This window comes from Variovorax sp. dw_954 (genome assembly GCF_018449755.1).
GTDB lineage: Bacteria > Pseudomonadota > Gammaproteobacteria > Burkholderiales > Burkholderiaceae_C > Variovorax.
In genome coordinates, this window is sequence record NZ_JAAVVD010000020.1 from 1 (window position 1) to 23,419 (window position 23,419).

The following is a 23,419-nucleotide window of genomic DNA, read 5'->3' on the forward strand; positions in this document are numbered from 1 at the left end:
GGGGGGGGGGGGGGGGGGGGGGGGGGGGGGGGGGGGGGGGGGGGGGGGGGGGGGGGGGGGGGGGGGGGGGGGGGGGGGGGGGGGGGGGGTGGCGGGGGGGGGGGGGTGGGGGGTGCTGGTGGTACGGGCGTCGGCGGTACAGGCGACACGGCAGGTGCTGGCGATACAGGCGACACGGCAGGTGCCGGCGGCGCCGGCGGTACGGATGCTGGCGGTTCTACGGACACTGGCGCTGCTGCCGGTTCTGCAGCCGTTGCCGGTGCTGGCGGTTCTACAGGTGTTGCCGCCGGGGACGCCGCCGATGGCGAGAGCGCCGGGAAAAACCCGCCGCCCCCTCCTCCGCCGCAGGCAGTCAACGCGAGCGTCGCGCCCGCGACAAGGGCGTAGCCGAGGCGACTCGGACGCGGTGACGAAAAACGCTCGCCGACGGGGGCGGGGGCGGGAGCGGGACGCATGAAAAGCTCATACATGACATCAGGCACCAACGAGTGCAATAGTCAACGAATGTGAACAAGTCTACCGACTACTCCCGGTCGGTCACCGATATATTTGTTAACCCTCACTTCGCTGGCAACAGGCGCCGCTCGGCGCCGCAAGAGATGCAGGCCCGGATCCGCACGCCACGGCCGGGAGGCCTGGCGGCAATGCCGAAAGCGACCGCCGGGGCCCCTTGATGGGCCCTGTGCAAGCCGCAGACTCAAGCGTCCACGGTCAACGCCTCGGCAACGGAGCGCATCGCCAACAAATATCCGCTGACCCCCAATCCGCAGATCACTCCTGTGGCCGCCAGCGAGATCAACGAATGCTGGTATTGCACGCTGCGCTTGTGGATGTTCGTGATGTGCACTTCGACCAGGGGCTTCTGGATCAGCTTGACGGCATCCAGCACGGGAATGGACCCGAATGAGAAGCCGGCCGGGTTGATGATGACTGCGGCGTCCTTCTCGAAAGCCTCTTGCAGCCAGTCGACCATCACGCCTTCGTGATTGGTCTGTCGGAAGTCCACGCGCAGGCCGAGTTCGGCGGCGAGGCTTTCGCAGCGCGTCTTGACTTCGGCCAGCGTCGTGGTGCCATAGAGGTGCGGCTCGCGCTTGCCGAGCATGTTGAGGTTCGATCCGTTGAGGACGAAGACGGTTTGTGTCATGGCGATGTCTTCCTTGCGGGCCCGACAAGCCACCTTCGGCAGTCGGGCCTCGTTGCGGTTTCAGTGGTGTGAGACCCTGGCGGCCGGGTCCACGCGGTTCATGTCGATACCGCGGGTTTCAGGGCCGGTCAGGATCATGATGAGCGAGACCGCGTTCAGCGCGACGCACAGCGCCACGACGCCCCACGGCGAGCCGTTGAACGCGCTCACCAGGTAGACGGCCACGAGTGGCATGGGGCCGCCTGTCAGCAGGTTGGCGCCGGTATAGGCCAGGGCGGAGCCGGAATAGCGCACGTTGGTCGGGAATGCTTCGGCAAACCACACCGGCTGGATGCCGCTCTGGAACTGCGTGAAGCCCAGGAACAGGCCCATGATGCCCAGCATCGGCCAGAAGCTCCTGGTGCCCAGGATGCCGAAGTACACGAACAGGATCAGCAGCGTCGCCGTCGAGCCGATGGCGAGCGCCTTCTTGCGGCCGATGCGGTCGCTCAGCAGGCCACCGGCGAGCGCGCCAACGATGGCGCAGACGTTGGCGCCCATCAAGAGCAGGAAAGCCGTCTGCTTCGGAACTTCGAGGTTCTTGGTGATGTAGCTCAGCGAGAACACGACGATCAGGTAGAAGATCGCCGCCGGGCCGCAGAAGAAGAACATCAGGCGAAGGATGGTCCTCCAGTGCAGTTGCGCGGCGTCGCGCAGCGGGTTGCCCACTTGCGCCACCTTGTTCTTCTTCAGTTCGACGAAGGCCGGGGTTTCCTCCACCTTGAGGCGGATGTAGACGCCGACCACGACCAGCACGAAGCTCAGCAGGAATGGAATGCGCCAGCCGAACCTGTCGAACGACTCGGGACTCAGGCTCGAAGACAAGAGTAGCAGCACCGCGTTCGCCAGTATCTGGCTCAAGGGCGAGCACAAGCCCAGCAGGCCGGAGTACTTGCCGCGCTTGCCCGGGTGGGCGTGCTCGAGTGCCATGAGTTGCGCACCGGTCGACTCGCCGCCCAATGCGAAGCCCTGCACGATGCGCAGGATCACGAGCAGGATGGGCGCCCACACGCCGATCTGGTCGTAGGTTGGCAGCAAGCCCATCAGGACCGACGCCAGGCCCATGATGCTGACGGTGCCCAGCATCAGGTTGCGCCGGCCGAGCTTGTCGCCCAGGTGGCCGCAGATGATGGCGCCGAGCGGTCGTGCGGCCAGGCCGACGCCGAAGGTTGCCAGCGACGCCAGCAGCGCCGAGGTCGGGTCCATCGAAGGAAAGAACAGCTTGGGCAGCACGGTCGCGGCAACGGTGCCGTAGAGCGTGAAGTCGAACCATTCCAATGCGGTGCCGATGGTTGCAGCCGTCACGGCGCGCGTGGCCATCGAGTCGGTCGAGGCCGCTGCCGCGGGCGCATGGGCCGGTGCGTCAGATGCCATGGAGTTTGTTGTCATGCGTGTCTCCGGGAGTTGGTGGGCTGGAGCCGATTGTTTGGGCTCCGCCGCCCGGGCGTTCCGAATTGGAATTCGGTTTTATATTGCGGGATCTGAAGCTGGAATCGACACCATGAGCACGGCACTCACACGCGGGCTGGAAGTCCTCGAATACCTCCTGGCGCACCCCGGAGGCATGCCGCTGGAACTCATCGCGGACGCACTCGACATTCCCAAGAGCGCTTGCCACCGAGTGCTCGCCGAACTCAAGCTGCGCGGTTATGTGCGCCAGATCAGCGAGCGCGGTGAATACGTCATGACCACGCGGCTGGCGTCGCTGGGCCTCGGCTTCCTGAGCAGTTCGGGCATCGTCGACATCGCGCACCCGGTCATCGAGCGGGTCGCGGAAGTCTCCGGCGAACTGGCGCGCCTGTCGGTCGTCGACGGCGACCGGCTCACCTGGGTGGCCAAGGTCGAAGGCAACCGCAAGGGATTCCGCTACGACCCCGACATGGGCCGCGACGCGCGGCTCTCGTGCACGTCGTCAGGCCATGCGTGGCTGATGACACTGTCGGATGAACAGGCCGTCGCGCTCGTTTCGAAGCAGGGCTTCGGCTCGCAGCAGGACTATGGCCCCAAGGCCCCGACGACCGTGAAAGCCCTGCTCGGCTTCCTGCACGCCGCTCGCGTGCGTGGCTACGCGATGATCGACGAGGTCTTTGCCCCGGGCATGACCGCCGTCGCGGCGCCGGTGCGGCGCGGCGAGCGGCCGGCGATGGGCGTGATCAGCATTGCCGGACCGAAGACGCGGCTCGACTTCGCCCGGATACAACAGCTCGGGCCGATGCTGCTGGAGGCCACTCGCGAACTGGCCTCGTTGAGCAGTGCCTCCGGGCTTTTCTCCCGGCCGCCGCTAGGCAAGGCTTGAAGCACCGGCGATGGGCCGGGACGCATGCTGCGCACATTCGCCACGCCCATAAGCTCGGGACGATTTCGTCTTTGCCACGCCGCACGGGATCGCATAAAAGGGCAGGGTTCCCATCTCCGCCCCCTATGCCCTCCACCCGCCAACTCAAGCTCGGCGCGTTCATGCGCCCTGTCAGCATCCATACCGGCGCATGGCGCTATCCCGGCGCCTTCCCCGATGCCAACTTCAACTTCGCGCACCTGAAGCGTTTCGCGCAGACGCTGGAGCGCGCGAAGTTCGATGCCTTCTTCATGGCCGACCACCTGGCGGTGCTGAACATGCCGATCGAGGCACTGAAGCGCAGCCACACCGTGACTTCCTTCGAGCCGTTCACGCTGCTGTCGGCGCTGAGCCAGGCGACCGGGCACATCGGCCTGGTCGCCACCGCATCGACCACCTTCGACGAGCCCTTCCACATTGCGCGCCGCTTCGCCTCGCTCGACCACCTGAGCAACGGCCGCGCAGGCTGGAACGTGGTGACCACCTCCAACCCCGATGCGGCGCTCAACTTCGGGCTGGAAGACCACATGGAACACGACGAGCGCTATGCCCGGGCGCGTGAGTTCTACGACGTGGTGACCGGCCTGTGGGACAGCTGGGCCGATGACGCCTTCATCCGCGATGCCGCGAGCGGCCTTTACTTCGACCCGGCGAAGCTGCACACGCTGAACCACAAGGGCAAGTACCTGTCGGTGCGCGGACCGCTGCACATCGCGCGACCGGTGCAGGGATGGCCGGTGATCGTGCAGGCCGGCGCCTCGGAGCCCGGCAGGCAACTGGCCGCCGAGACGGCCGAAGTGATCTTCGCCGCGCACGGCACGCTGGCCGAGGGCCGCAGCTTCTACGCCGACGTGAAGGGCCGCCTTCCCGCGCTCGGCCGGGAACGCGATCACGTGAAGATCCTGCCGGCCGCCTTCGTGGTGGTGGGCGATACGGTGGAGGAAGCGCGCGCCATCCGCGCGAAGCTTGACAGCCTCGTGCACTATGAAAGCGCGATCGCGTCGCTGTCGATCTCGCTCGGCGTCGATGCCTCGAAGTTCGATCCCGACAAGCCGCTGCCGCCCGTGCCCGAGACCAATGCCAGCAAGAGCGGCCAGCAGCGCGTGATCGCGCTGGCCGAACGCGAAGGCTTCACCGTTCGCCAGCTGGCCCAGCGACTCGGCGGCTACGGCGGGCTCGCCTTTGTCGGCACCGCGCAGACCATCGCCGACGACATGCAGACGTGGCTGGAGTCCGAAGGCTCGGATGGCTTCAACATCATGTTCCCGTGGCTGCCGGGCGGGCTCGATGCCTTCGCCGACAAGGTCGTCCCCGAACTGCAACGCCGCGGCATCTTCCGCCGCGAGTACGAAGGCAAGACCTTGCGCGAGAACCTGGGCTTGCCGCGGCCGGCGAACCGGTTCTTTCCGGGGTGAGCACTCAGGCCGGCGCCCGCCCAGCCCCCATGCCCTGCGCCGCAGCCGTCCCATAGCCATACAGCGCCAGCTTCCGACAGCCCGCGAACATCGACTTGGGCGTGAGCCCGTACACCTGCCGCACCGAGTGGCTGAAGTGCGTGGAGTCCGGGTAGCCGACGTCCAGTGCGATGTTGGCGAGGTTCGCGCTCTGGGTCACGAAGTACAGCACGCTGCGCGCGCGCTGCCAGGTGCGGAAGCTGCGGAACGGCGCGCCGACCTCGGCGCGGAACAGGTGCAGGAAGCGCGACACCGAGAGGTGGCAGGCCACGGCGCAGTCCTCGGCCGACGTGTGGCTGTTGGGGTCGTGCTTGATGCGGTCGAGCACGGCGCGGATGCGGCGTTCGATCCGCCGCGTGGGCAGCGCGAGCCCGAAGAAGTGCCGGTCGAAGTCCTCGGTGCGATCGAACTGCCGGCGCGGCGCGGCCTTGAAGCGGTCGAGCGCATCGCGCAGGGCGGCGAGCGTGTCGGCATCGTCCACGGCACCGCCGCCATCGCGAATCCATTCCGGCAAGGCCGGCACGTCGACCGTCTCCGCCTCGACGAGGATGCTGAAGATCATCCGCTCGCCCGCCACGATGCGATGCGGCACACCGGGCGGCACCACCGATAGCTCCGCAGCCTCCCACGCGCCGCCTTCCACGCTGATCCGGTGCGGCTGCGTCAAGGACACGTAGATCGAGAACGCACCCAGGGTGCGAACCGTCGGCTCGCCCAGCAGGCCGACGTAGAGCACGCGGTCCGCGTTGAGCCACATCACGCGCTCGGGGCGCCGGGTGGAGGGTTCGATCCTGATCTGCTCGTCCTGATGCATGTTCTTGTCTCCTTGGGTTGTCGTTGCGTGCTCTCTCAGCGGTACTTGGCCAGTTCCAGCTTGCCGATCTGGTTGCGGTGCACTTCGTCGGGCCCGTCGGCCAGGCGCAGCAGGCGCGCCGTGGCGTAGGCCGATGCGATGCCGACGTCGTTGTTGGTGCCGCCACCGCCGAAGGCCTGGATGGTCCAGTCGATGACCTGGCAGGCCATCTGCGGCGCGGCCACCTTGATCATCGCGATGTCGGCCTTGGCCACCTTGTTGCCGACCGTGTCCATGCGGTAGGCCGCGTTCAGCGTGAGCAGGCGCGCCTGCTCGATGAGGATGCGCGACTGCGCGATGCGCTCCAGCGTGACGCCCTGCTGCGAGATCGGCTTGCCGAAGGCCGTGCGAGACTGGGTGCGCTTGCACATCAGTTCGAGCATCTTCTCGGCCAGGCCGACCAGTCGCATGCAATGGTGGATGCGTCCCGGTCCGAGGCGCCCTTGCGCGATCTCGAAGCCCCTGCCCTCGCCCAGCAGCATGTTCGACGCCGGCACGCGCACGTCCTTGAACGTGACCTCGGATGCGCGGTCGGGCACGCCGTAGAAGCCGAACACCGCGATGGGGCGCACCACGGTGACGCCGGGCGTGTCCATCGGCACGAGGATCATCGACTGCTGCTGGTGGCGGTCGGCGTTGTCCGGGTCGGACTTGCCCATGAAGATCGCGATCCTGCAGCGCGGGTCGGTGGCATTCGTCGTGTACCACTTGTGGCCGTTGATGACGTACTCGTCGCCGTCGCGCACGATGCTCGACTCGATGTTGGTGGCATCGCTCGATGCCACGGCGGGCTCTGTCATCGCGAAGCAGGAGCGGATTTCGCCGGCCAGCAGCGGCTTGAGCCAGCGCTCCTGGTGCTCCGGCGTGCCGTAGCGTGCCAGCACTTCCATGTTGCCGGTGTCGGGTGCCGAGCAGTTGAAGACCTCGGGCGCGAGGTGCGAGCGGCCCATGATCTCGCACAGCGGCGCGTACTCGAAGTTGGTGAGGCCGGCGCCGTGCTCCGACTCCGGCAGGAACAGGTTCCACAGGCCGGCGGCGCGGGCCTTGGGCTTCAGTTCGTCGAGGATGGGTGCGACCTTCCATGGCCCCAGTTCCTCGGCCTCCTTGTAGTAGCGGGCCTCGTTGGGATAGATGTGCTCGTCCATGAAGGCGCCGAGGCGCTTCTGCAGGTCCTGGACCTTGGGGGAGAACTCGTACACGTGAACCTTTCTGTGGGTGACCCGCGCCTCAGCGCTCGCCGGCCGGGAAGTGGGCCTCGACCTGTCGCCATGCAGCCTCGGCGATCGGCCGCGCGCGGGCCCCGGTCTCGGCGGCCTCCGCGCTGGATGCCGTGCCGTCGCGCGCGCGTTGCGAGATGCCGTGGAGGATGGCGGCCAGCCTGAACATGCTGTTGGCCAGGTAGAACTCCCAGTGCGCCGGGTCGATGGCCGGACGGCCGACACCTGCGCAATAGGCTTGCAGGTACGACGCCTCGTCGGGAACGCCCAGCGCCGCATGGTCGGCGCCCGCCATGCCGCGGAACTGCACGGCGGTGAGCCGCCAGGGCAACGCGTGGTAGGCGAAGTCGGCCAGCGGATGGCCCAGCGTCGACAACTCCCAATCCAGCAGCGCGAGCACGCGCGGCTCCGTCGGGTGGAAGATCATGTTGTCGATGCGCAGGTCGCCGTGGAAGAGCGTGGTCTCGTCGTCGGGCGGCACATGGGCCGGCAGCCAGTCGATGAGACGCTCCATCGCCGGGATCGGGTCTTCTGCCGCGGCGGCCTGGTACTGGCGCGTCCAGCGGCCGATCTGACGCTCGAAGAAGTTGCCGCTGCGGCCGTAGTCGCCAAGACCCAGGGCCTGGTAGTCGACGGTGTGGAGCGCGGCCACGGCCCGGTTCATGCCGGCGTAGATCGCGCTGCGTTCAGCATTGGCAAGTCCGGGCAAGGCCGGGTCCCAGAAGATGCGGCCGTCGACGAAATCCATGACGTAGAACGGCGTGCCGATGACCGATGCGTCGTCGCAGTAGCCCCGCGTGCGTGCAACGGGAACGCCGGTCCCGTGCAGCGCCGCGATCACGCGGTATTCGCGGTCCACCGCATGGGCCGATGGCAGCAACTCTCCGTCAGGCTTCTTGCGCAGTACGTAGCGCGTGCCGGCAGCATCGGTGACGAGGTAGGTCGGGTTCGACTGCCCGCCCTTGAAACGCTCCAGCGTGAGCGGTGCGCGGAATCCCTCGATGTGCACGAGCATCCATTCCGCGAGAGCCTTCACATTCAGCATCGACGAATTGTACGAAGATCTTGTCTGACAATCAATCAGTGTTTGTCCGACATATCAGGAGGAATCAAGCAGGCTTCGGGCCGAACACCGGAGCCCGCTTCTCGATGAATGCGGCCACGCCCTCCGCTGCGTCCGCGGTGCCACCGGACTCGACCATGTAGCGATGTTCCAGCGCGAGTTGCGCCTCCAGCGAACGCTGCCCGGCGCCATCGACGAGGTCCTTGATGCGCCCCAGCGAGCCGGTCGCGCCACGCGCCAGCGACGCCGCCAGCGCATGCGCCTTTGCCTCCAATTCGGCGTCCGGATGCACCTGCGACACCACGCCGAGCTGCAGGCACTCGCGTGCCGACAGCGGCTCGTTGGTGAAGAAGATCTCCTTCGCGCGCGCAGCCCCGACGCGGCGCGCGAGGAACCACGAACCGCCCACGTCGGGCGTGAGACCGATCGCCGAATAGCCGCCGCGCAGCTTCATCGACTCGGCTGCGAGCACGATGTCGGCGCACAGCGCAAGGCCGATGCCGCCACCGCCAATGGGGCCGTTCAACGCGCTTACCACCGGCACCGGCAGCGTGGCCAATTTGTGGATTGCGCGGTGGAGGGGCGGGATGTGCTCGTCGAGCATGTCGGCCAGGCGATCGCGCGCATGCACGAAGCCGCCGATGTCGCCACCCGCGCAGAACTGCCGCCCTCGCGCCTGCAGCAACACGGCACGCACGCCGGCGTCGCCCGCCACCGCATCGATGGTCGCGATGAGTGCGTCGCCCATTTCGAAGTCGAGCACGTTGGCGCGCTCGGGCCGGTTCAAGGTGATGAAGGCGACGCCGTCGCGGTGTTCGAGAAGGATGGGCAAGGTCATGGCGGAAGGGCTTCGTGAAGGAATCAGATCGGCGAGATGCCGTGTGGCTTGTCCGGCCATGCGCGGTGCTTCTTGCGCGGCGCGCAGCGCTCCAGCGTGGCCACGATCACGGAGCGCGTGTCGCGCGGGTCGATCACGTCGTCGATGCCGAAATGCTCGGCCGCGTGCAGCGCGCCCAGCTGCTCGCGGAAGCGGCCGATGAGTTCGGCCCGCTTCGCCGCCGGATCGGCCGCCGCCCTCACCTGCTTCTGGTAGGCGACGTCGACCGCGCCCTCGATCGACATCGCGCAGATCTCGGCGGTCGGCCAGGCCACGCAGAGGTCGGCATCGAAGCTGCGGCCGCCGCACATCGCGATGTAGCCGAGCCCGTAGCCCTTGCGCAGCACGATCGACACGCGCGGCACCGTGGCCTGCCCCAGTTCGAACAGCAGGCGCGCGCTGCGCCGCGCGAGTGCGGTGTCCTCGGCCTGACTGCCGACCAGGAATCCCGGCAGGTCGACGAGGTAGGCCAGCGGCAGCCCGAAGCCATCGCAGACCGAGACAAAGTGCGCGCCCTTCTCGCAAGCCTTCGCGTCGAGCGTGCCGGCCAGGTGCATCGGCTGGTTGGCCACGATGCCGACGGCGCGACCCTGGATGCGCGCGAAGCCGGTGACGAGGTTGGGCGCGAAGCCCGGCTTGATCTGGAACAGCGAGCCTTCGTCGACCACGCCGCGGATCACGTCGCAGATGTCGTAGGGCTTGCGCGGGTTGTCGGGCATCACGTCGAGCAGGCCGCGCTCGAATTCGGCATCGGGCTCGCGCGGGGCCTTCGTCGGCACGGGCAGCCGCGCATTGGATGGCAGGAACGCCAGGTAGTCGCGCACGTATTCGATGGCCTCGGCATCGTCACCGGCGGCGATGTCGGCCAGGCCGTTGAGGTCGGCCTGCACGGCGGCGCCGCCGAGCGCGTCCTTGTCCGTGGTTTCGCCCGTGGCGGCCGCGACGAGCGCAGGGCCGGCGATGCCCATGGTGGACGTGCCGCGCACCATCACAACAAAGTCGCACAGCGCCGCGAAGTTGGACGGGCCGGCAAAGCCCGGCCCCATGACCACCGCCACCGTCGGCACCCAGCCCGACAGCGCGACAGCGATCTGGAAGTAGCGCGAGCCCTGCGCGAAGTGGCGACTGTCGAGCCCTTCCTGGATGCGGTGACCGCCGCCATCGAGCAGCAACACCATCGGGCAACCGTGCTCCAGCGCGTGCGTCGCCATGCGCTCGACCTTGGTCTCGCCGATGCGACCGTTCGAACCACCGAGCACCGTGAAGTCGAAGGCGCACAGGCACACCGGCCGTCCGTCGATGCTGGCGTAGCCGGTGAGCACGCCATCGGAAGGCGCCTGCAGCGACTCTGTGTCGAAGGTGTCGCGCTTCGGCTCGACCAGGCCGCCGACTTCATGGAAGCTGCCGTGATCGACCAGCAGTGCGATGCGCTCGCGCGCCGACAGCTTCCCGAGTGCATGCTGGCGCGCGATGGCCGCGGGCCGCACCGCATCGACCAGGCCGTCCCGCTTGGCCGTGAATTGCGCGTAGGCGAGGCGCGTCGCGCCGAGGTTGGTGTCGTCGCTCATTTCTTCCTTGCGGGGGCGGCCGGGTCGCTCGTGCGGTCGTAGGTGCCGGCGGTCACACCCGCTTCGCGCAAGACCTGCTTGCGCACCTTGGCGGTCGGCGTCTTGGGCAGCTCGGCGATGTACTCGACGTAGCGCGGCACCATGAAGTACGGCAGCCGCTCGTCGAGGAAGGCCAGCAGCGCGGCCGGCGCCACGGCCGTGCCTTCGCGCAGCACCACGCAGGCCTTGATGTCGTCCTCGCTGGCATCGCTGGCCACGGCAACGACGGCGCATTCGAGCACCGCGGGATGCTCGTTGATCTCCTTCTCGACCTCGAAGCTCGACACGTTCTCGCCGCGCCGGCGCATCGCGTCCTTGATGCGGTCGAGGAAGACGAACTGGCCATCGGGCTCGCGCCGGAACGCATCGCCGGTGTGCAGCCACTGGTTGCGCCACACACCGACCGTGGCCTCGGGCATGTCGTGGTAGCCGTCCATCACCATCCAGGGCTCGCGCGTGCGGATGACCAGTTCGCCGAGTTCGCCGTCGGCCACCTGCTGATCGTGCGCGTCGACGAGGCGCACCTCGAAGTCCGGGCGCGGCCAGCCGACCTTGCCCGGCTCGGCCTGCCCGACCGGCGCACGCAGCACGGTCGAGCCCTCGGTGAGCCCGTAGGCGGTGCAGACCGCCTCGATGCCGAAGCGTGTGCGGAACTCCTCGATCTGCGCCATCACAGGAACCATCATCACGCGCCGCAACGGATGGGTGGCATCGTCCGCGCGCGGCGGCTGGCGGTAGAGGAAGTTGGCCATCGCGCCGAGCAGCATCGTGTAGGTGCAACCGTACTGGCGCACGTCGTCCCAGAAGGTGGTCGCCGAGAAGCGCGGCAGCACGACGTTGCTGCCACCCGCGATGAGGTTGTTGTAGATGGCGGCCCACTGCCCGCCGATGTGGAACAGCGGCAGCGTGCAGAGCGAGACATCGCTGGCATCGGCCAGCCCCAGCACCTGCGGCGCCGAGTAGCCATAGGCGTGCGCGTGCGTGACGCGCACGCCCTTCGACGGGCCGGTGGTGCCCGAGGTGTACATGATGCCGATGAGGTCCCACGGCGCGAGCTGCGCCGGCGCCTCGCGCGGGCCGCGCAGCGCATCCCACGGCACGAAGCGCAGGCGTCCGACCGCCGGCAGGCTGCCCATGGCGCCGCGCACCACCACGTGCTCCAGGTGCTGCAAACGGTCTGCCACGTCGAGCAGCAGCGGCAGGTAGTGCGCCTCGATGACGATCACCTTCGCGCCACAGTTGTTGATGACGTGGACCAGGATCGAGCCCTTGTAGGCGGTGTTCACCGGCACCTCGACGCGCGCCGTCAGCGACAGCGCCCACCAGGCGATGACGTAGTCGAGGTGGTTGTCGAGCATCAGCAACACGAACTGCTGCGGGCCGACGCCGAGCCGCACGAAGCCAGCGGCGAAGGCGAGCGATTCCTCGTACAGCGCGGCGTAGCTCATGCCCCGCTCGACGTCGCGCACGGCGGGCTTGTCCGGCGCGGTGCGCAGGTGGCCCTCAAGCACCGCGCCGAGCGTGCGCGCCGCGAGCGGCGGCAATGCGGGCTGCGAGTGGTTGGGAGGGCTCATGGGTGATGTGACTTCTGGCGGCGGCATCGAGAGGGTTCGCCCCGATGCATTTACGTTGATTGTCAGCCACGATTGCCAGACAATCAAGCCATACGACCGATGGTTTCCCCGAGGTGGCCGCGTCGCAGTTCTAAGCGCTGCGACGCAAGCCCTCTCCTAGAATCCAGACCGCCCAAGCTGCACGCGCGAACCCGAATGACCGTCATCACCAAAGCCCCCTCCACCAAGACTGCCGCCGCCAGGAAAAAGGCGGTGGCCGAGGCGCCTGCCAAGCCGCGCAGCACGCCCGACCGTGTGGCCGACGCGATCAGCAAGGGCATCCTCACGCGCCGCTTCACGGTGGGGCAACGGCTGGTAGAGGCCGACCTCACCCGCGACCTCGGCGTGAGCCGCAGCACCGTGCGCGAGGCGCTGCGCATCCTGGCGTCGAGCGGCGTGGTCGACCTGACGCCGCATCGCGGCGCCGTGATCCGCTCGCTGAGCCGCGAGGATGCGGCCAGCCTGCTCGGCGTGCTGGAGGTACTGACCGGCCTGGCAGCGCGATTGGCCGCGACCAACATCCACATCGGCAACAACGCGAAACGCTTCGAGGCGGCGGCACAGACGCTGATCTCGGCCAGCACGCCAGAGGCGCTCGACCGCGTGCTCGACGGGCGGGCCAACTACTACCGCGTGATGTTCGAGATCGCCGACAGCAGCGAACTCAGTCGCGTGCTGCCGCAGGCGCGCGCGCACCTGTTCCGCGCGCAGTTCTACAACTTCCTCACCACCGCGGACCTGCGCTCGATGGTGGCGGAGTACCGCGGGATCACCGAGGCGATCCTTGAAGGAGACCCGGTGAAGGCCGAGGCGCGGACGCGGAAGCATCTGCAGAAGTCGGGGGAGCGGACGCTGCCGAGGATGTCGGCGTTTTCGCTGGGGTGAGTTCGCGGGTCTGATCGAGCCGAGCGAGCCGGGAAGTGGTTGCGGCACCTCCCGACCGTGTGCCGGTCGCTTGCAGTCCGCCAGGGATACCCGCCCGATTGCGATCGACCCCACGCACCTCATCGATGCTGATGCCGGAACCGGCGCGGAGACTCGCCGATATGCGCAGTAAATACCCTGGTGAAGTGACTCTGGTCTGAAAAACCGAGCTCCAGCGCGATCTCGGACATGGGTCTGTCCGTCGATTCGATCAGCTTCGCCGCCGCAAGGACTCTGCGGGAAGTCACGTATCGATGCGGCGGCATGCCCACGCTTTGCTTGAAGGCGCGCGAGAAATGGCAGGCCGACAACCTGGTGAGCGTCGCGAGGTGACCTACCTCGATGTGCTCGCCAAGATGGTTCTCGATGTGCTCGCGCACCCGCCGTAATGCAGACGGAGCGATGCCGCCTTGCGGGCGCGCCGCAGTGGTTGGCTCGATCCTCGCATGGTCTCGCACGGCCGGAGAGTCTTGCAGCCCAGGGCGATCCGAACCAATCAGTCCGCACACCGTTTTCAGCAAGTCGTCCTGGCCGCAGTTCATCGGCAAGCATGCGCTGATGCCTGGCGGCAAAGGAGCCGCGCTCGACTTGCACTCGGCTGTCGCCGTCAGCAGCACGATCTTGGGCATCGAGAGCGTGCGGGCCGAGCGCACCAGCGAATCCGAGTCAGAAATCAGCAGGTCGACGTTCTCAAGCGAGGTTTCGAAATGCGGATCATCGCCGGCCGCGCTGAACTGGACATCGCATCCATGAATCCTCTGCATCGTGGCCACCAGGCCAGCGGCCACGAGCGCGTTGGAATGCGACACCAGGATGTTCATGGCAACGGGCACCTGCCCGACCGAGGCAGAAGAGTATGTGTTCATGAGGAGCCCTCGAAATCAGATGTGGATGAGGAGCCGGTAGATTGACAGGGCGTTGCCCGCGCACGATGTCCGACCTCCGCACCGCGTCTGTCAATTGACACATTCGAGCCGCCACATTCGCGAGGCGATGCCATCCAACATGTCGGTTGACATATGGACCATGACGAATATGAGTGCGCACCGCCCGCATGTCGGGTCCAATGCAGCGAGGCAGTCAAAGGGCTATGGATGACATGAAAGCGACAGGCCGAATTGCGGTGATCGAGGGAGACGATCTGGTGCGAGAGCTCGTCCGGCAATGGCTGGTCGATGCGGGGTACTTCGTGGAAGCCTTTTCAACGCCAGCGCGCATGGCCGCTGTCGATCTCATCATCGCCGACGTCGCGAGCCCGCGCGCCGCGGAACCGCTGTTGCTCCAGCTGTTTCAGCCCGGGCGCAGCGTGCCTGTCCTGTTGCTCTCGGCAAGGTTCCGCACAGGTCAGGGCGGCTCCGTGGATCTTGCAGATGAACTGGGCGTCAAAGGCGTGCTGCCGAAGCCCTTTACTCAGCGCCAATTGCTTGCCGCAGTTCGGCAGTCGCTGGCGAAGTGACTCGTCGCGGTTGTCAGCCTCGAACGACATCGACGTTCGCGTTGAACGCGTAGCCCCTGCCTCGCTCGGTGACGATGAATGTCGGCGCCTTGGGGTCGGACTCGATCTTTCGACGCAGTCGACCAACCTGCACATCGATCGCCCTGTCGAAGACCTCGGCGTTGTGAAGCCGTGACAACTCCAGAAGCTGTTCGCGATCCAGCACCTTCTGCGGGGCAGCCAGGAATGCCACGAGAAGATTGAACTCGCTGTTGCTCAATGGCACCGGCTTGTTCAGCGGGGAGGTCAGGCGCCGCAGGCGGATGTTCAGTTCCCAGCCGTCGAATTGATAGGCTCGCACGCTCGCAAGCGAATCGGTCACGCGCTCATGCATCCGGGTGCGACGCAGCAATGCCCGAACCCGCGCGAGCAACTCGCGCGGGGAGAAGGGCTTGGTCACGTAATCGTCAGCACCCAATTCGAGGCCCATGACGCGGTCGGCCTCTTCGAGACGACCGGTCAGGATGATGATGGGAACCTTCGACCGCTCGCGCAGGCGGCGCGCGATTTCCAGCCCGTCTTCACGCGCCAGCCGTAGATCCAGCACGACGATGTCGACTGCATCCCGGGCCATTACCTCGCACATTTCGCGCTCGTTGGCGGCCGTACTCACGCGAAAATCGTGATCGCCAAGGTAGCTGCTGATCAGGTCAAGCACATAGGGATCGTCATCCACGGCCATCACGTGAGCGAGCGCCGAGACGGCGACAGCCTGCATCGCGCGTTCTCCTGTCATGGCGCTGCCTGCCCGCGATGCGGCTTGTCCGCCAGGGCCTCTGACAGTGCAAGGGCAAGGTCGCGCCGTGACAGCGGCTTGGTCAAGAGGATGTCGGCGCCCGCGTCGCGCGCCTGATCGGCAGCCGTCCCCGCAAGAAATCCGCTGACCAGCAGTACCGGGACCTCCGAAGGCAATCCGCGCAGCGCGCTGATCAACATGAGGCCCGACATGTGCGGCATGCGCAAGTCGGTGATGACAGCGTCGAACGAATCAGGATCGAGGCGGAAGACCTCCAGCGCTTTCTCCGCGGAGGTGAACGCAGCGGGCCGATAGCCAAGCTCGGCCAGCATGTTGCTGCTCAATTGCACCAGGGACTCTTCGTCGTCGACGACAAGGATCCGTTCGTTCTTTCCTCGCGCCAGCGGAAGCGCCTTTTCCTCCTTTTGACCCGGAGCAGTTTCACCGCTGCGAGGGACGTAGACCGTGAAAGCGCTGCCAACCTCCAATTCACTCGATACATCGATCGCGCCGCCCAGCTCGGTCACGATGCCATGCACGAGGGAAAGGCCCAGACCCGTTCCCGTGCCAACGTCCTTCGTCGTGAAGAACGGGTCGAAGATCTTGTCTCGTATGGCGGGGTCAATGCCTGCGCCGCTGTCACGAACGCACAGCACCACGTATTCGCCCGGGGGCAACGGGCCTGTCGTCGCCATCCGCTCCTGCGCGAGGCTTTCGCAAGTCAGCCCGACCTGCAACGATCCGCCAGAAGGCATCGCCTGCATGCCGTTCGTGGCCAGGTTCATCAGCACCTGGTGCACCTGCGTGGGGTCGCCGATCATCGTCGCGTGGCCCGATTCCAGCCGGGCGTGCAGACCCACGTTGGGAGGGCGCGTCGCTTCGATCATCGCCAGCGACTCCGCGACGACGCTTTCCATGTTCACGACAATGCGCGCGCCGACGCTGCTGCGGCTGAACGCGAGGATGCGTTCGACCAATGCGCGCCCCCGTTCGCCGGCAGACAGGATGCGCTCCAGATCCCGGCGCATTCGGCTGCCGGGCCGCGTGTGCTTCATCGAGGCTTCGCCAAAGCCGAGGATCACCGCCAGGATGTTGTTGAAGTCGTGCGCCACGCCGCCCGCAAGCGTGCCTACAGCTTCGAGGCGTTGCATCTGCTGCATGGCGGCTTCTGTGCGCCGGCGCGCATCCACGTCGCTGACCGAACCCGCCATCCGCGTTGCGCGACCCTCGGGGTCCCGCAAGCAGACGCCGCGAATTCGCACCCACCTGTACAGGCCGTCCGGGTGCAGGACCCGCCATTCGCCGTCGTAGCTCGGCACCGATCCATTCAGATACGCATCGATCAATTGGCCTTGGTGGCCGACGTCCTCGGGATGCAGCCTGACAGTCGCGACCCAGTCGCGTCGCGGCCGTATCAAGGCGCCGGGCTCGAGCCCGTACAGCTGTTGCGCCCGATGGGACAGGAACATCTGATGGGTGTCCAGGTCCCAATCCCAGAGGCCGTCATTCGAGCCTTCGGTGGCAAGCGCGAACCGCTGCTCCGATTCACGCAACGCAGCCTCGCCTGCCTTGCGTTCCGTGATGTCGCCCACGGAACCTGTGTAGCGCCTGGGTCGACCTTGATCATCGCGAGACAGCAAGCCGTTGGTGTGAATCCATCGCACCTCGCCATGGCGTATCAATCTCAGCTCGATCTCGAGGCGAGACCTTGTGCTGGCGAAATGCTCGGCGACGGCAGCCTGCCACCTGGCGCGATCTTCCGGATGGAACGGGAAGCGGTCGAGAAAGTCCTGTCTTCCGTTGAAACGGGTGTCCGGGGGGAAGCCGTAGATTTCGAGCATTCGCGGCGACGCGTAGAACTCGTCCGTCTCGGCAATCCAATCCCAGTGACCGTCGCGCGCAGCCTCCATGGCCAGCGCATGACGGTCTTCCGACCGCTGCAATGCGAGCACGGCCGTGCGCTGCGCAGTGACGTCCGTCGCGATACCGCTCACCCGGCGCGATCCTTGACCCTCGTCAGGAAGGAACACGCCGCGTTCGTGGATCCAACGTATCGCGCCGCAGGGCTGAACGACCCGGAACTCGACCTCCCACGCCGTGCTGCCGTCCGATTCGATCCAGTTGCCAAATGCCATCTTCACGCGCGCCCGGTCATCGACGTGGATGCCGTCCAGCCACACTTGCGGGTCCCGGTAGAGTGCCGCCAGATCGACGCCCCAGATTCGTTCGAAGCTCGGACTCGCATACAGCACGCGTTCCGGATCCATTTCGGTGATCCAGATCACGTCAGGCGTGGCATCTGCCATGGCGCGGAACCGCCCTTCGCTCTCGCGCTGGGCGCGGGCCGCGCGCTCGGCGCCCTCCTCGGCCAACCGGCGATCGCGGTTCTCTCGTTTCAGATCGAGGTAGAGCCGCGAATTCTCCAGTGCGACAGCCGCTTGCGCCGCGACGAGCCTGAGCACGGCGGTGCGCTTGCGTGTGAACGCGCCAGTCATCAGGTCGTTTTCGAGGTAGAGAACTCCGGCGAGGCGCGCCTGCTTGAGCAATGGCAGGCACAAGACGGAACGCGTTCCACGTCGTTGGAAATAGGGATCGCCGGAGTGCTGGCCCGAATGCGCTGCATCATCGAGGAGCACGGTGTCCAGGCTCTTCTCGACGAGCTCCAGCACGGAAGTGGGCCGGGACACTTCCAGGCTCATCGCACCGCGGCGCATGACCTTGACGCCGTCGCCGAAGATCTCCGCCTGCGCCTCGAATTCCATCCCGTCCATGCCGCGCAGGAACAGCAATCCGCGCTGGGCTCCGGCGTGTTCGAGCGCGACCTTCAGCAAGGTTTCTATCAAGTGCTCGGATTCGATCTCGCTGGAGAGCGCCTCCGAGACGGCCTGGACGGTCTCGAAGTCGAGCAGCTCGACGAGCGTGTGTGGCGCGCTGTCCGCCTCAGGCAGCGCGTCTGCGGAAAGCCACGGATGTCCGAGCTCGAGTCGCTTCACCTTGCCGATGGCGCCCCATCTGAGATAGGCGTAGCGCGCCTGGCGCAGATAGGCGTGCGCGATCGTGACCAGACCCCGATCGGCATGAAATCCAGCCGCCACTTCATTGGCCAGTGCTTCAACACAGGTACAGCCATTGACGCGCGCCAGGCGGACAGCTTCCTCGAAGTGAATCTCTGCATCCAGGTACCGGCCCTCGCAGCGCGCCAGTTCGCCCTCCACCAGTTCGCTCTTGTCCGCAAAGGTCGCGGGGTTGCAGGCGCGCCAGGCGCGCAGGCGTTCAAGGTGCATCACGACGGTCGCGCGCCTGTCCGCGGCGTCCTCCTCGGACAAGGCGCCCGCGCCGGCCGCAGCGGCAAGCGCCGTGTAGAGGTGGTAGTTCACCAACTGGCTCTGGATGGCCGAGGCTTTCCAGGGCGTCGCCCGTTCAAGAGCGTCGCGGGATTCGTCAAACCGTCCGGCGATGAACCGGAGCTGGCCTTTCAAGACCCAGTACCAGAACAACATCGTCGGCAGGCGCCCTTCGACGACCTGCGCCTCGAACACGGCTTCCTGAAAGCCCTCTCCGTCGAACTCCGCCAGCGCCGGGGTAAGCCCGCGCAGTGCCGCGACAAAGCGCTGCTGATGCACCAGTTCGTCGGCAATGTCTCGGAACCGTGCGCGACGGACGAAGTCGAGGGATCTGTCGATCTCGCTCGCCACGTCGTCGAGGTGATCGCCTCGGACCAGCAGGTCGTTGACGGTGTGGTTGCAGGCCCAGCAAGCGACGGCAACGTCACCCCGGTTGATGCCAGCCGCGTGGGCGGCGCGCCCCGTCTCGACCGCGATCGACAGCGGCTTCGCCCAGACGCTTGCGATCTGCAAGGCGAGGATCGTCTTCGCCTCGCTCGCGGCGAATGCGTGCTTGTCGACGATGCTTCGAGCCAGCGTCGCGAATCGATGCCCCTCGAGGTAGCGGCCGAAGTGCTGGCCCATCATGACGCCGAACCAGGCGAATCCGTGCGCGGATGCAGGCGTCAACCCATGCTGGAGCGTGAGCCGCACCATTCGACAGAGATGCACGACCACCAGCGACAGATCGGTGAAATAAGCGACGGAGAATATCTCGCCCAACACGTTCATGGCTGCTGCAACGGCGGGATCCACGGAAACCGGCAGGTCGACCAGCGATTCGATGGGACGTTCCGCGAGCAACGCCATCGCCTCGGCGAATGCGCGGTCCACTTCCGCGTCCGGGGGGTGCGCCTCGATGTCGATGCCGAAGAGCCGCAAGCAGGTCACGGCCTGCTCGACGGCCTCTGCATGGCGGGAGCCCACGACATAGAGCTCGATCAGGCGCCGACCGACGGCCGCGCTTTCCAAGGGCGTGCATGCCAATTCCATGAGGCGGTGCAACGCGCGTTCGGAGGGCTCGATGAGTCCCGCGAGGAAGTCGCTTTCCGCGCGAGTCAATTCGAGTTCGAAGCTGATGCGTCGCTGTCGCGCATGGCCATCCGGTCCAAGGAGATCGATTCCTGCCTGTGCAAAGCCCCGGGCCGCGGCATGGGCCGTTGCCGTCAGTGCGTGCTGCGCTGCCTTCAGGTTCAACCCGGCAACGGCGTCGCGTTCTTCCTGCGATCCCAATGCGGTGGCGGCGAGGTTGAACTGTCCCACGAGATCGAAGCCGCCCGGATCGCGGACGGCGTCGAAGGCCGGTGACGACATCCCGCGGAGTCGGCGGGCGATCTCGAGGTGTGCCGCCGCACGTTGATCGTCCGGGATCATCGCGTAGGCGGCCTCTTGAAAACGGTCGTGGAGGAATCGATAGTCGCCCTGCGATCTCAGGCACAGCCCGCCCATGACCGCGGGCCACAGCGCCGAATGCAGATCGTCCTCCACAAGTCCGACAACGTGCGCCAGCGTCGCCGTTGAACTGCGGACGCCCAGGCACGCGAAGGCCTTGAGCGTCTTTCGCGTCGTCGGCGGCAGCTTGCGGATTCTCTCGATCATCAGCGCCGGCAAATCCGCCTGATGGGAGTGGCCGCGAAGCCGTGTCATGTCCCAGGTCCACTCGCCGGAATCGCCTCTTTGCTGGAACAGGCCTTCATCCGACAGTCCGCTGATGAACTGCGTGGCAAAGAAGGGGTTTCCGGCGCTGGCCCGATACACCAGCTGAGCGACTTCCGCACAAGCCTGCGGCGCACACGCAAGGGTGTCGCCGACCAGCCTGGAGATCTCTCCGGCCAGCAACGGCTCGAGGAAGATTTCCTCGACGTCCGCGATCCGGCTTCGCAATCTTCCCAGCCAGTCACGCAGTGGATGGTTCGACTCGGCCTCGTTGCTCCTGTAGGCACATACGAGCAGCAGCTTCAGATTCGATTCGGCGAGGAGGACGTGTTCGATCGAATCCAGCGTCGCGCGGTCCGTCCATTGCAGGTCGTCCAGAAAGAGCACCAACGGCGAGGGCTCCGAACCGAAGACCTTGAGAAACCGGCTGAGCGTGGTTTGAAACTGGACTTGATGGTCACGCGTCGACAACTCCTGCAGCGCTTGTTGAGGGCCGAGAAGTTCGACCAGCTCAGGCGCCATGTTCGCGATGATTCGGCCGTTGCCAAGCACCGCCTCCTGCAGGCGTTGTCGCCAGCCCTCGCGCTCGGTCTCGGGCAAGGTGAGCAACGGGCGCACAAGGGATTGCAGTGCCTGGGCCAGCGTGGCATGAGGGACGCCGGACTGGTATTGATCGGCCTTTCCGGAAGCGAAGAAGCCGCTGCCGCCGGGCAGCGAACGCTGAAACTCGGCGACGACGGCCGACTTGCCAATGCCCGAAAAGCCGGACAACAGCACGATCCTGATCCGGTCTTGCGAGGCCACTTGCGCGAGCGCGTTGTGCAGCGACTCGACTTCACGCTCGCGTCCGTAGAGGCGGTCCGGCACCCGCAATCGACCCGCGGTTTCCGATGACGCCAGCGCAAAGGGTTCAATGTGCCGGTGCGCGCGCCAGGCGTACAACGACAAGCGCAGATCTGCTTCCAACCCCACTGCGGTCTGATACCGGTCTTCGGCGGCCTTGGACAAGAGCTTCAGGACGATGCGCTCCAGGACAGGCGGCACGCCCGCCACGATTTCCGATGGCGGCGCAGGCGGCTTGGCAAGGTGCGCATGGATCAGTTCGCGAGCGTCAGCGGTGACGAAAGGCAGTCGACCCGTCAGCAACTGATAGAGCAGGACGCCGAACGAATACAAGTCGCTGCGGGAATCGACACGGCGGTTGATTCGCCCGCCGATTTCGGGGGACGCGTGGGACAGGGCCGAGGTGGCGAGGCCTTGCCCCGGAATCACTGGCGCCGTCGCCTGCGCGGCCGAGGCGTTCGCGAATCCGCTGAGCCAGGCACGACCGCTCGACAGGTCCACGAAGACATTGCTGGGCCGAACGTCCTTGTGAACGAGCCCGGCATCATGTGTTCTGCGAATCGCTTCCGCGATTCCAACCGCCACGCGCAGGAACTGGTCGATGTCCCAGGGCTGCCCGATGACGTGCTCGAGAAGCACGCCTCCAGGGTCCGTCGTCCTCAAGGCCGGACGCTCCGCGGTGGCATCCAGTTCCAGCGGAACCGCCGCCCAGGACGTTTGCAGCCGGTTGCGCAATGCAAACTCATGCTGCAGGCGCTGGCGCCCCGCCAGGCTGAGATGGGCGCGGGGACGCCGCGACAGTTCGGTCCGGCCGGCATCGAAGGTGTGACGCATCAGCAGCGTTTCGCCATCGTCGTGCAGTTTCATCACGGACATCGAAGCGGGACCGCTTGCAATGTCGGCCGCGTAATCGATGGCGGGTTCGTCCATGCACGAATTGGACGCGCATTCGCCGATGGTGTGTATGGTCAGCGATGGAATCTTCGGAAAGCCGATGTCAGCTGACACAAACGGATGCCGAAGCAGCGTGTCGGCGAGTGGCCCTCCCGACCGCTACTGCCGGCCGCCAAACGATATGGGGTAGGCCTGGGTCCGGAGCGTCAGCATCGGATCCGCCGCTTCGATCCCCGCGTGCACCGAGCCCGGGAGAAAGAGCGTCTTCTTGTCGGTGGCCTCATCGTCCGCCAGCGCGTCGATGGTGAGCGTGCCGAGCCTGGTGAGTTTCCGGTCATCGGGCCAGGCGATGGAGGGGTCGTCGATCTTGTCGCCGGCACCCGAGATCTGGGCAAACCAGTCGAAGACGATCGGACCTTTCGCGACGCGTTGGGAAATCTCTTCGCGAAGATAGCCCGGTCCCTTCGCCTTCAACTCGTCTGCCGACAGGTAGTGCTCACCGGCCCTTGGCACGAAGCGATAGCGGACATAGACCGCCTTCCCCTCGGCGTTGGTGTACTTGAGGGCGTTCACGCCGAAGTAGGCGGCCGTCGCGTAGGAAACCGGCGGCGGCTTCTGCGTGGTCAGGAAGGTCTTGGCGACAGGATGATCGGCCAGGAATCGCTCCACCGGCGTCGGATGCGCCGCTTCCGGACCGCTGGCGCCGATGCTGCGCAGCAGGGCCGCGAACTCGTCGCTCGTCGGTGAGGGAAAACCGTTGAAGCTGTGGGTCACGACGTCGAATTCCTCCGCGTCCCGGGCCTTGATCTTGACGGCGAAGCCACGCGGATTGGCTTCGGGAATGGTGTCGGGAATGTCCGGGATGCCTGTGAAATCGGAGAAGCGGACGGTCAGCGGCAAGGGGCCGCCGCCCGCAAAGATCGGCGCCTTCGACAGCGACTTGGCGTGGGGATCCGCAACGAAGGTCCCCTTCAGGATGACGCCCTTGGCATGCACGGCGCGGGCGTGGTGTTCGCCGAACGCGCTGTGCAGCGCGTCGACGAGGTCCTTCGGCGATTGGTTCGGGACAACCGCCTCCGGCGCAGCGTCCGCGTGGACGGGCGTGACCGCTCCCACCACGCCGGCGATGGTCATTGCGGTGGCAACGCCGAGTTGTGCCGCACGAAGGTTCAGCTTGTCGAAGTAGTCGTCCTGGTTGCGCATGGTCGGAGCTCCTGGTGGTGAGTTCAGTGGTGGTGCCTGCCCATCTTCATCGGCGCCATCCGGAGCGTCTTTCACAAAGCGAG

General features: G+C 66.3%; 16 protein-coding genes. 4 read left to right on the forward strand and 12 right to left on the reverse strand.

Annotated features, from left to right (window positions below; translation table 11 throughout):
- Positions 1 to 697 precede the first annotated feature (697 nt).
- Entirely contained in the window at positions 698 to 1,144 is a 447-nt protein-coding gene (locus HB681_RS26135) for a type II 3-dehydroquinate dehydratase (RefSeq protein WP_213957797.1), read from the reverse strand.
- A 60-nt stretch (positions 1,145 to 1,204) separates the two neighbouring features.
- Positions 1,205 to 2,503: an MFS transporter gene (locus HB681_RS26140; protein ID WP_213957908.1), complete on the reverse strand. Its 1,299-nt coding sequence runs from the start codon at positions 2,501 to 2,503 to the stop codon at positions 1,205 to 1,207.
- A gap of 181 nt (positions 2,504 to 2,684) precedes the next feature.
- On the opposite strand from HB681_RS26140, the gene HB681_RS26145 reads away from it, so the two are divergent.
- Positions 2,685 to 3,479, forward strand: coding sequence for an IclR family transcriptional regulator (locus HB681_RS26145; RefSeq protein WP_213957798.1), 795 nt, complete (start codon positions 2,685 to 2,687; stop codon positions 3,477 to 3,479).
- A 125-nt stretch (positions 3,480 to 3,604) separates the two neighbouring features.
- Positions 3,605 to 4,933: an LLM class flavin-dependent oxidoreductase gene (locus HB681_RS26150; protein WP_213957799.1), complete on the forward strand. Its 1,329-nt coding sequence runs from the start codon at positions 3,605 to 3,607 to the stop codon at positions 4,931 to 4,933.
- A 4-nt stretch (positions 4,934 to 4,937) separates the two neighbouring features.
- Here the strand turns inward: HB681_RS26150 and HB681_RS26155 are convergent, their stop codons facing one another.
- The 6 genes from HB681_RS26155 to HB681_RS26180 all read right to left on the reverse strand — a co-directional run bounded on the left by HB681_RS26155 (position 4,938) and on the right by HB681_RS26180 (position 12,163).
- Positions 4,938 to 5,786, reverse strand: a complete 849-nt coding sequence (locus tag HB681_RS26155; RefSeq protein ID WP_256735114.1) for an AraC family transcriptional regulator — start codon at positions 5,784 to 5,786, stop codon at positions 4,938 to 4,940.
- A 35-nt stretch (positions 5,787 to 5,821) separates the two neighbouring features.
- Entirely contained in the window at positions 5,822 to 7,024 is a 1,203-nt protein-coding gene (locus tag HB681_RS26160; protein ID WP_345944748.1) for an acyl-CoA dehydrogenase family protein, read from the reverse strand.
- Between the two features lie 28 nt (positions 7,025 to 7,052).
- Positions 7,053 to 8,087, reverse strand: coding sequence for a phosphotransferase (locus HB681_RS26165; RefSeq protein ID WP_213957800.1), 1,035 nt, complete (start codon positions 8,085 to 8,087; stop codon positions 7,053 to 7,055).
- A gap of 64 nt (positions 8,088 to 8,151) precedes the next feature.
- Positions 8,152 to 8,943, reverse strand: a complete 792-nt coding sequence (locus HB681_RS26170) for an enoyl-CoA hydratase-related protein (protein ID WP_213957801.1) — start codon at positions 8,941 to 8,943, stop codon at positions 8,152 to 8,154.
- 23 nt (positions 8,944 to 8,966) lie between these two features.
- A complete protein-coding gene (locus HB681_RS26175; protein ID WP_213957802.1) occupies positions 8,967 to 10,550 on the reverse strand; it encodes an acyl-CoA carboxylase subunit beta in 1,584 nt (527 codons plus the stop codon).
- Positions 10,547 to 12,163, reverse strand: coding sequence for an AMP-binding protein (locus HB681_RS26180; RefSeq protein WP_213957803.1), 1,617 nt, complete (start codon positions 12,161 to 12,163; stop codon positions 10,547 to 10,549). The genes HB681_RS26175 and HB681_RS26180 overlap by 4 nt, the downstream gene beginning before the upstream one ends.
- A gap of 195 nt (positions 12,164 to 12,358) precedes the next feature.
- On the opposite strand from HB681_RS26180, the gene HB681_RS26185 reads away from it, so the two are divergent.
- Entirely contained in the window at positions 12,359 to 13,087 is a 729-nt protein-coding gene (locus tag HB681_RS26185; protein WP_213957804.1) for a GntR family transcriptional regulator, read from the forward strand.
- Positions 13,088 to 13,206: 119 nt separating this feature from the next.
- On the opposite strand, the gene HB681_RS26190 is transcribed toward HB681_RS26185, so the two are convergent.
- Positions 13,207 to 13,992, reverse strand: coding sequence for an AraC family transcriptional regulator (locus tag HB681_RS26190; RefSeq protein ID WP_213957805.1), 786 nt, complete (start codon positions 13,990 to 13,992; stop codon positions 13,207 to 13,209).
- A gap of 233 nt (positions 13,993 to 14,225) precedes the next feature.
- Between HB681_RS26190 and HB681_RS26195 the strand changes: the two genes are divergently transcribed.
- Positions 14,226 to 14,582 (forward strand): hypothetical protein, encoded by a 357-nt coding sequence (locus HB681_RS26195; RefSeq protein ID WP_213957806.1) that lies wholly within the window; start codon positions 14,226 to 14,228, stop codon positions 14,580 to 14,582.
- A 13-nt stretch (positions 14,583 to 14,595) separates the two neighbouring features.
- Here the strand turns inward: HB681_RS26195 and HB681_RS26200 are convergent, their stop codons facing one another.
- The 3 genes from HB681_RS26200 to HB681_RS26210 form a co-directional block, all read right to left on the reverse strand.
- A complete protein-coding gene (locus tag HB681_RS26200; protein ID WP_213957807.1) occupies positions 14,596 to 15,339 on the reverse strand; it encodes a response regulator in 744 nt (247 codons plus the stop codon).
- Between the two features lie 14 nt (positions 15,340 to 15,353).
- The gene (locus HB681_RS26205; protein WP_213957808.1) at positions 15,354 to 22,169 is read right to left on the reverse strand and encodes a PAS domain-containing protein; all 6,816 of its coding nucleotides are present in this window, start codon (positions 22,167 to 22,169) and stop codon (positions 15,354 to 15,356) included.
- Between the two features lie 123 nt (positions 22,170 to 22,292).
- Positions 22,293 to 23,336 (reverse strand): catalase family peroxidase, encoded by a 1,044-nt coding sequence (locus tag HB681_RS26210; protein ID WP_213957809.1) that lies wholly within the window; start codon positions 23,334 to 23,336, stop codon positions 22,293 to 22,295.
- Positions 23,337 to 23,419 lie beyond the last annotated feature (83 nt).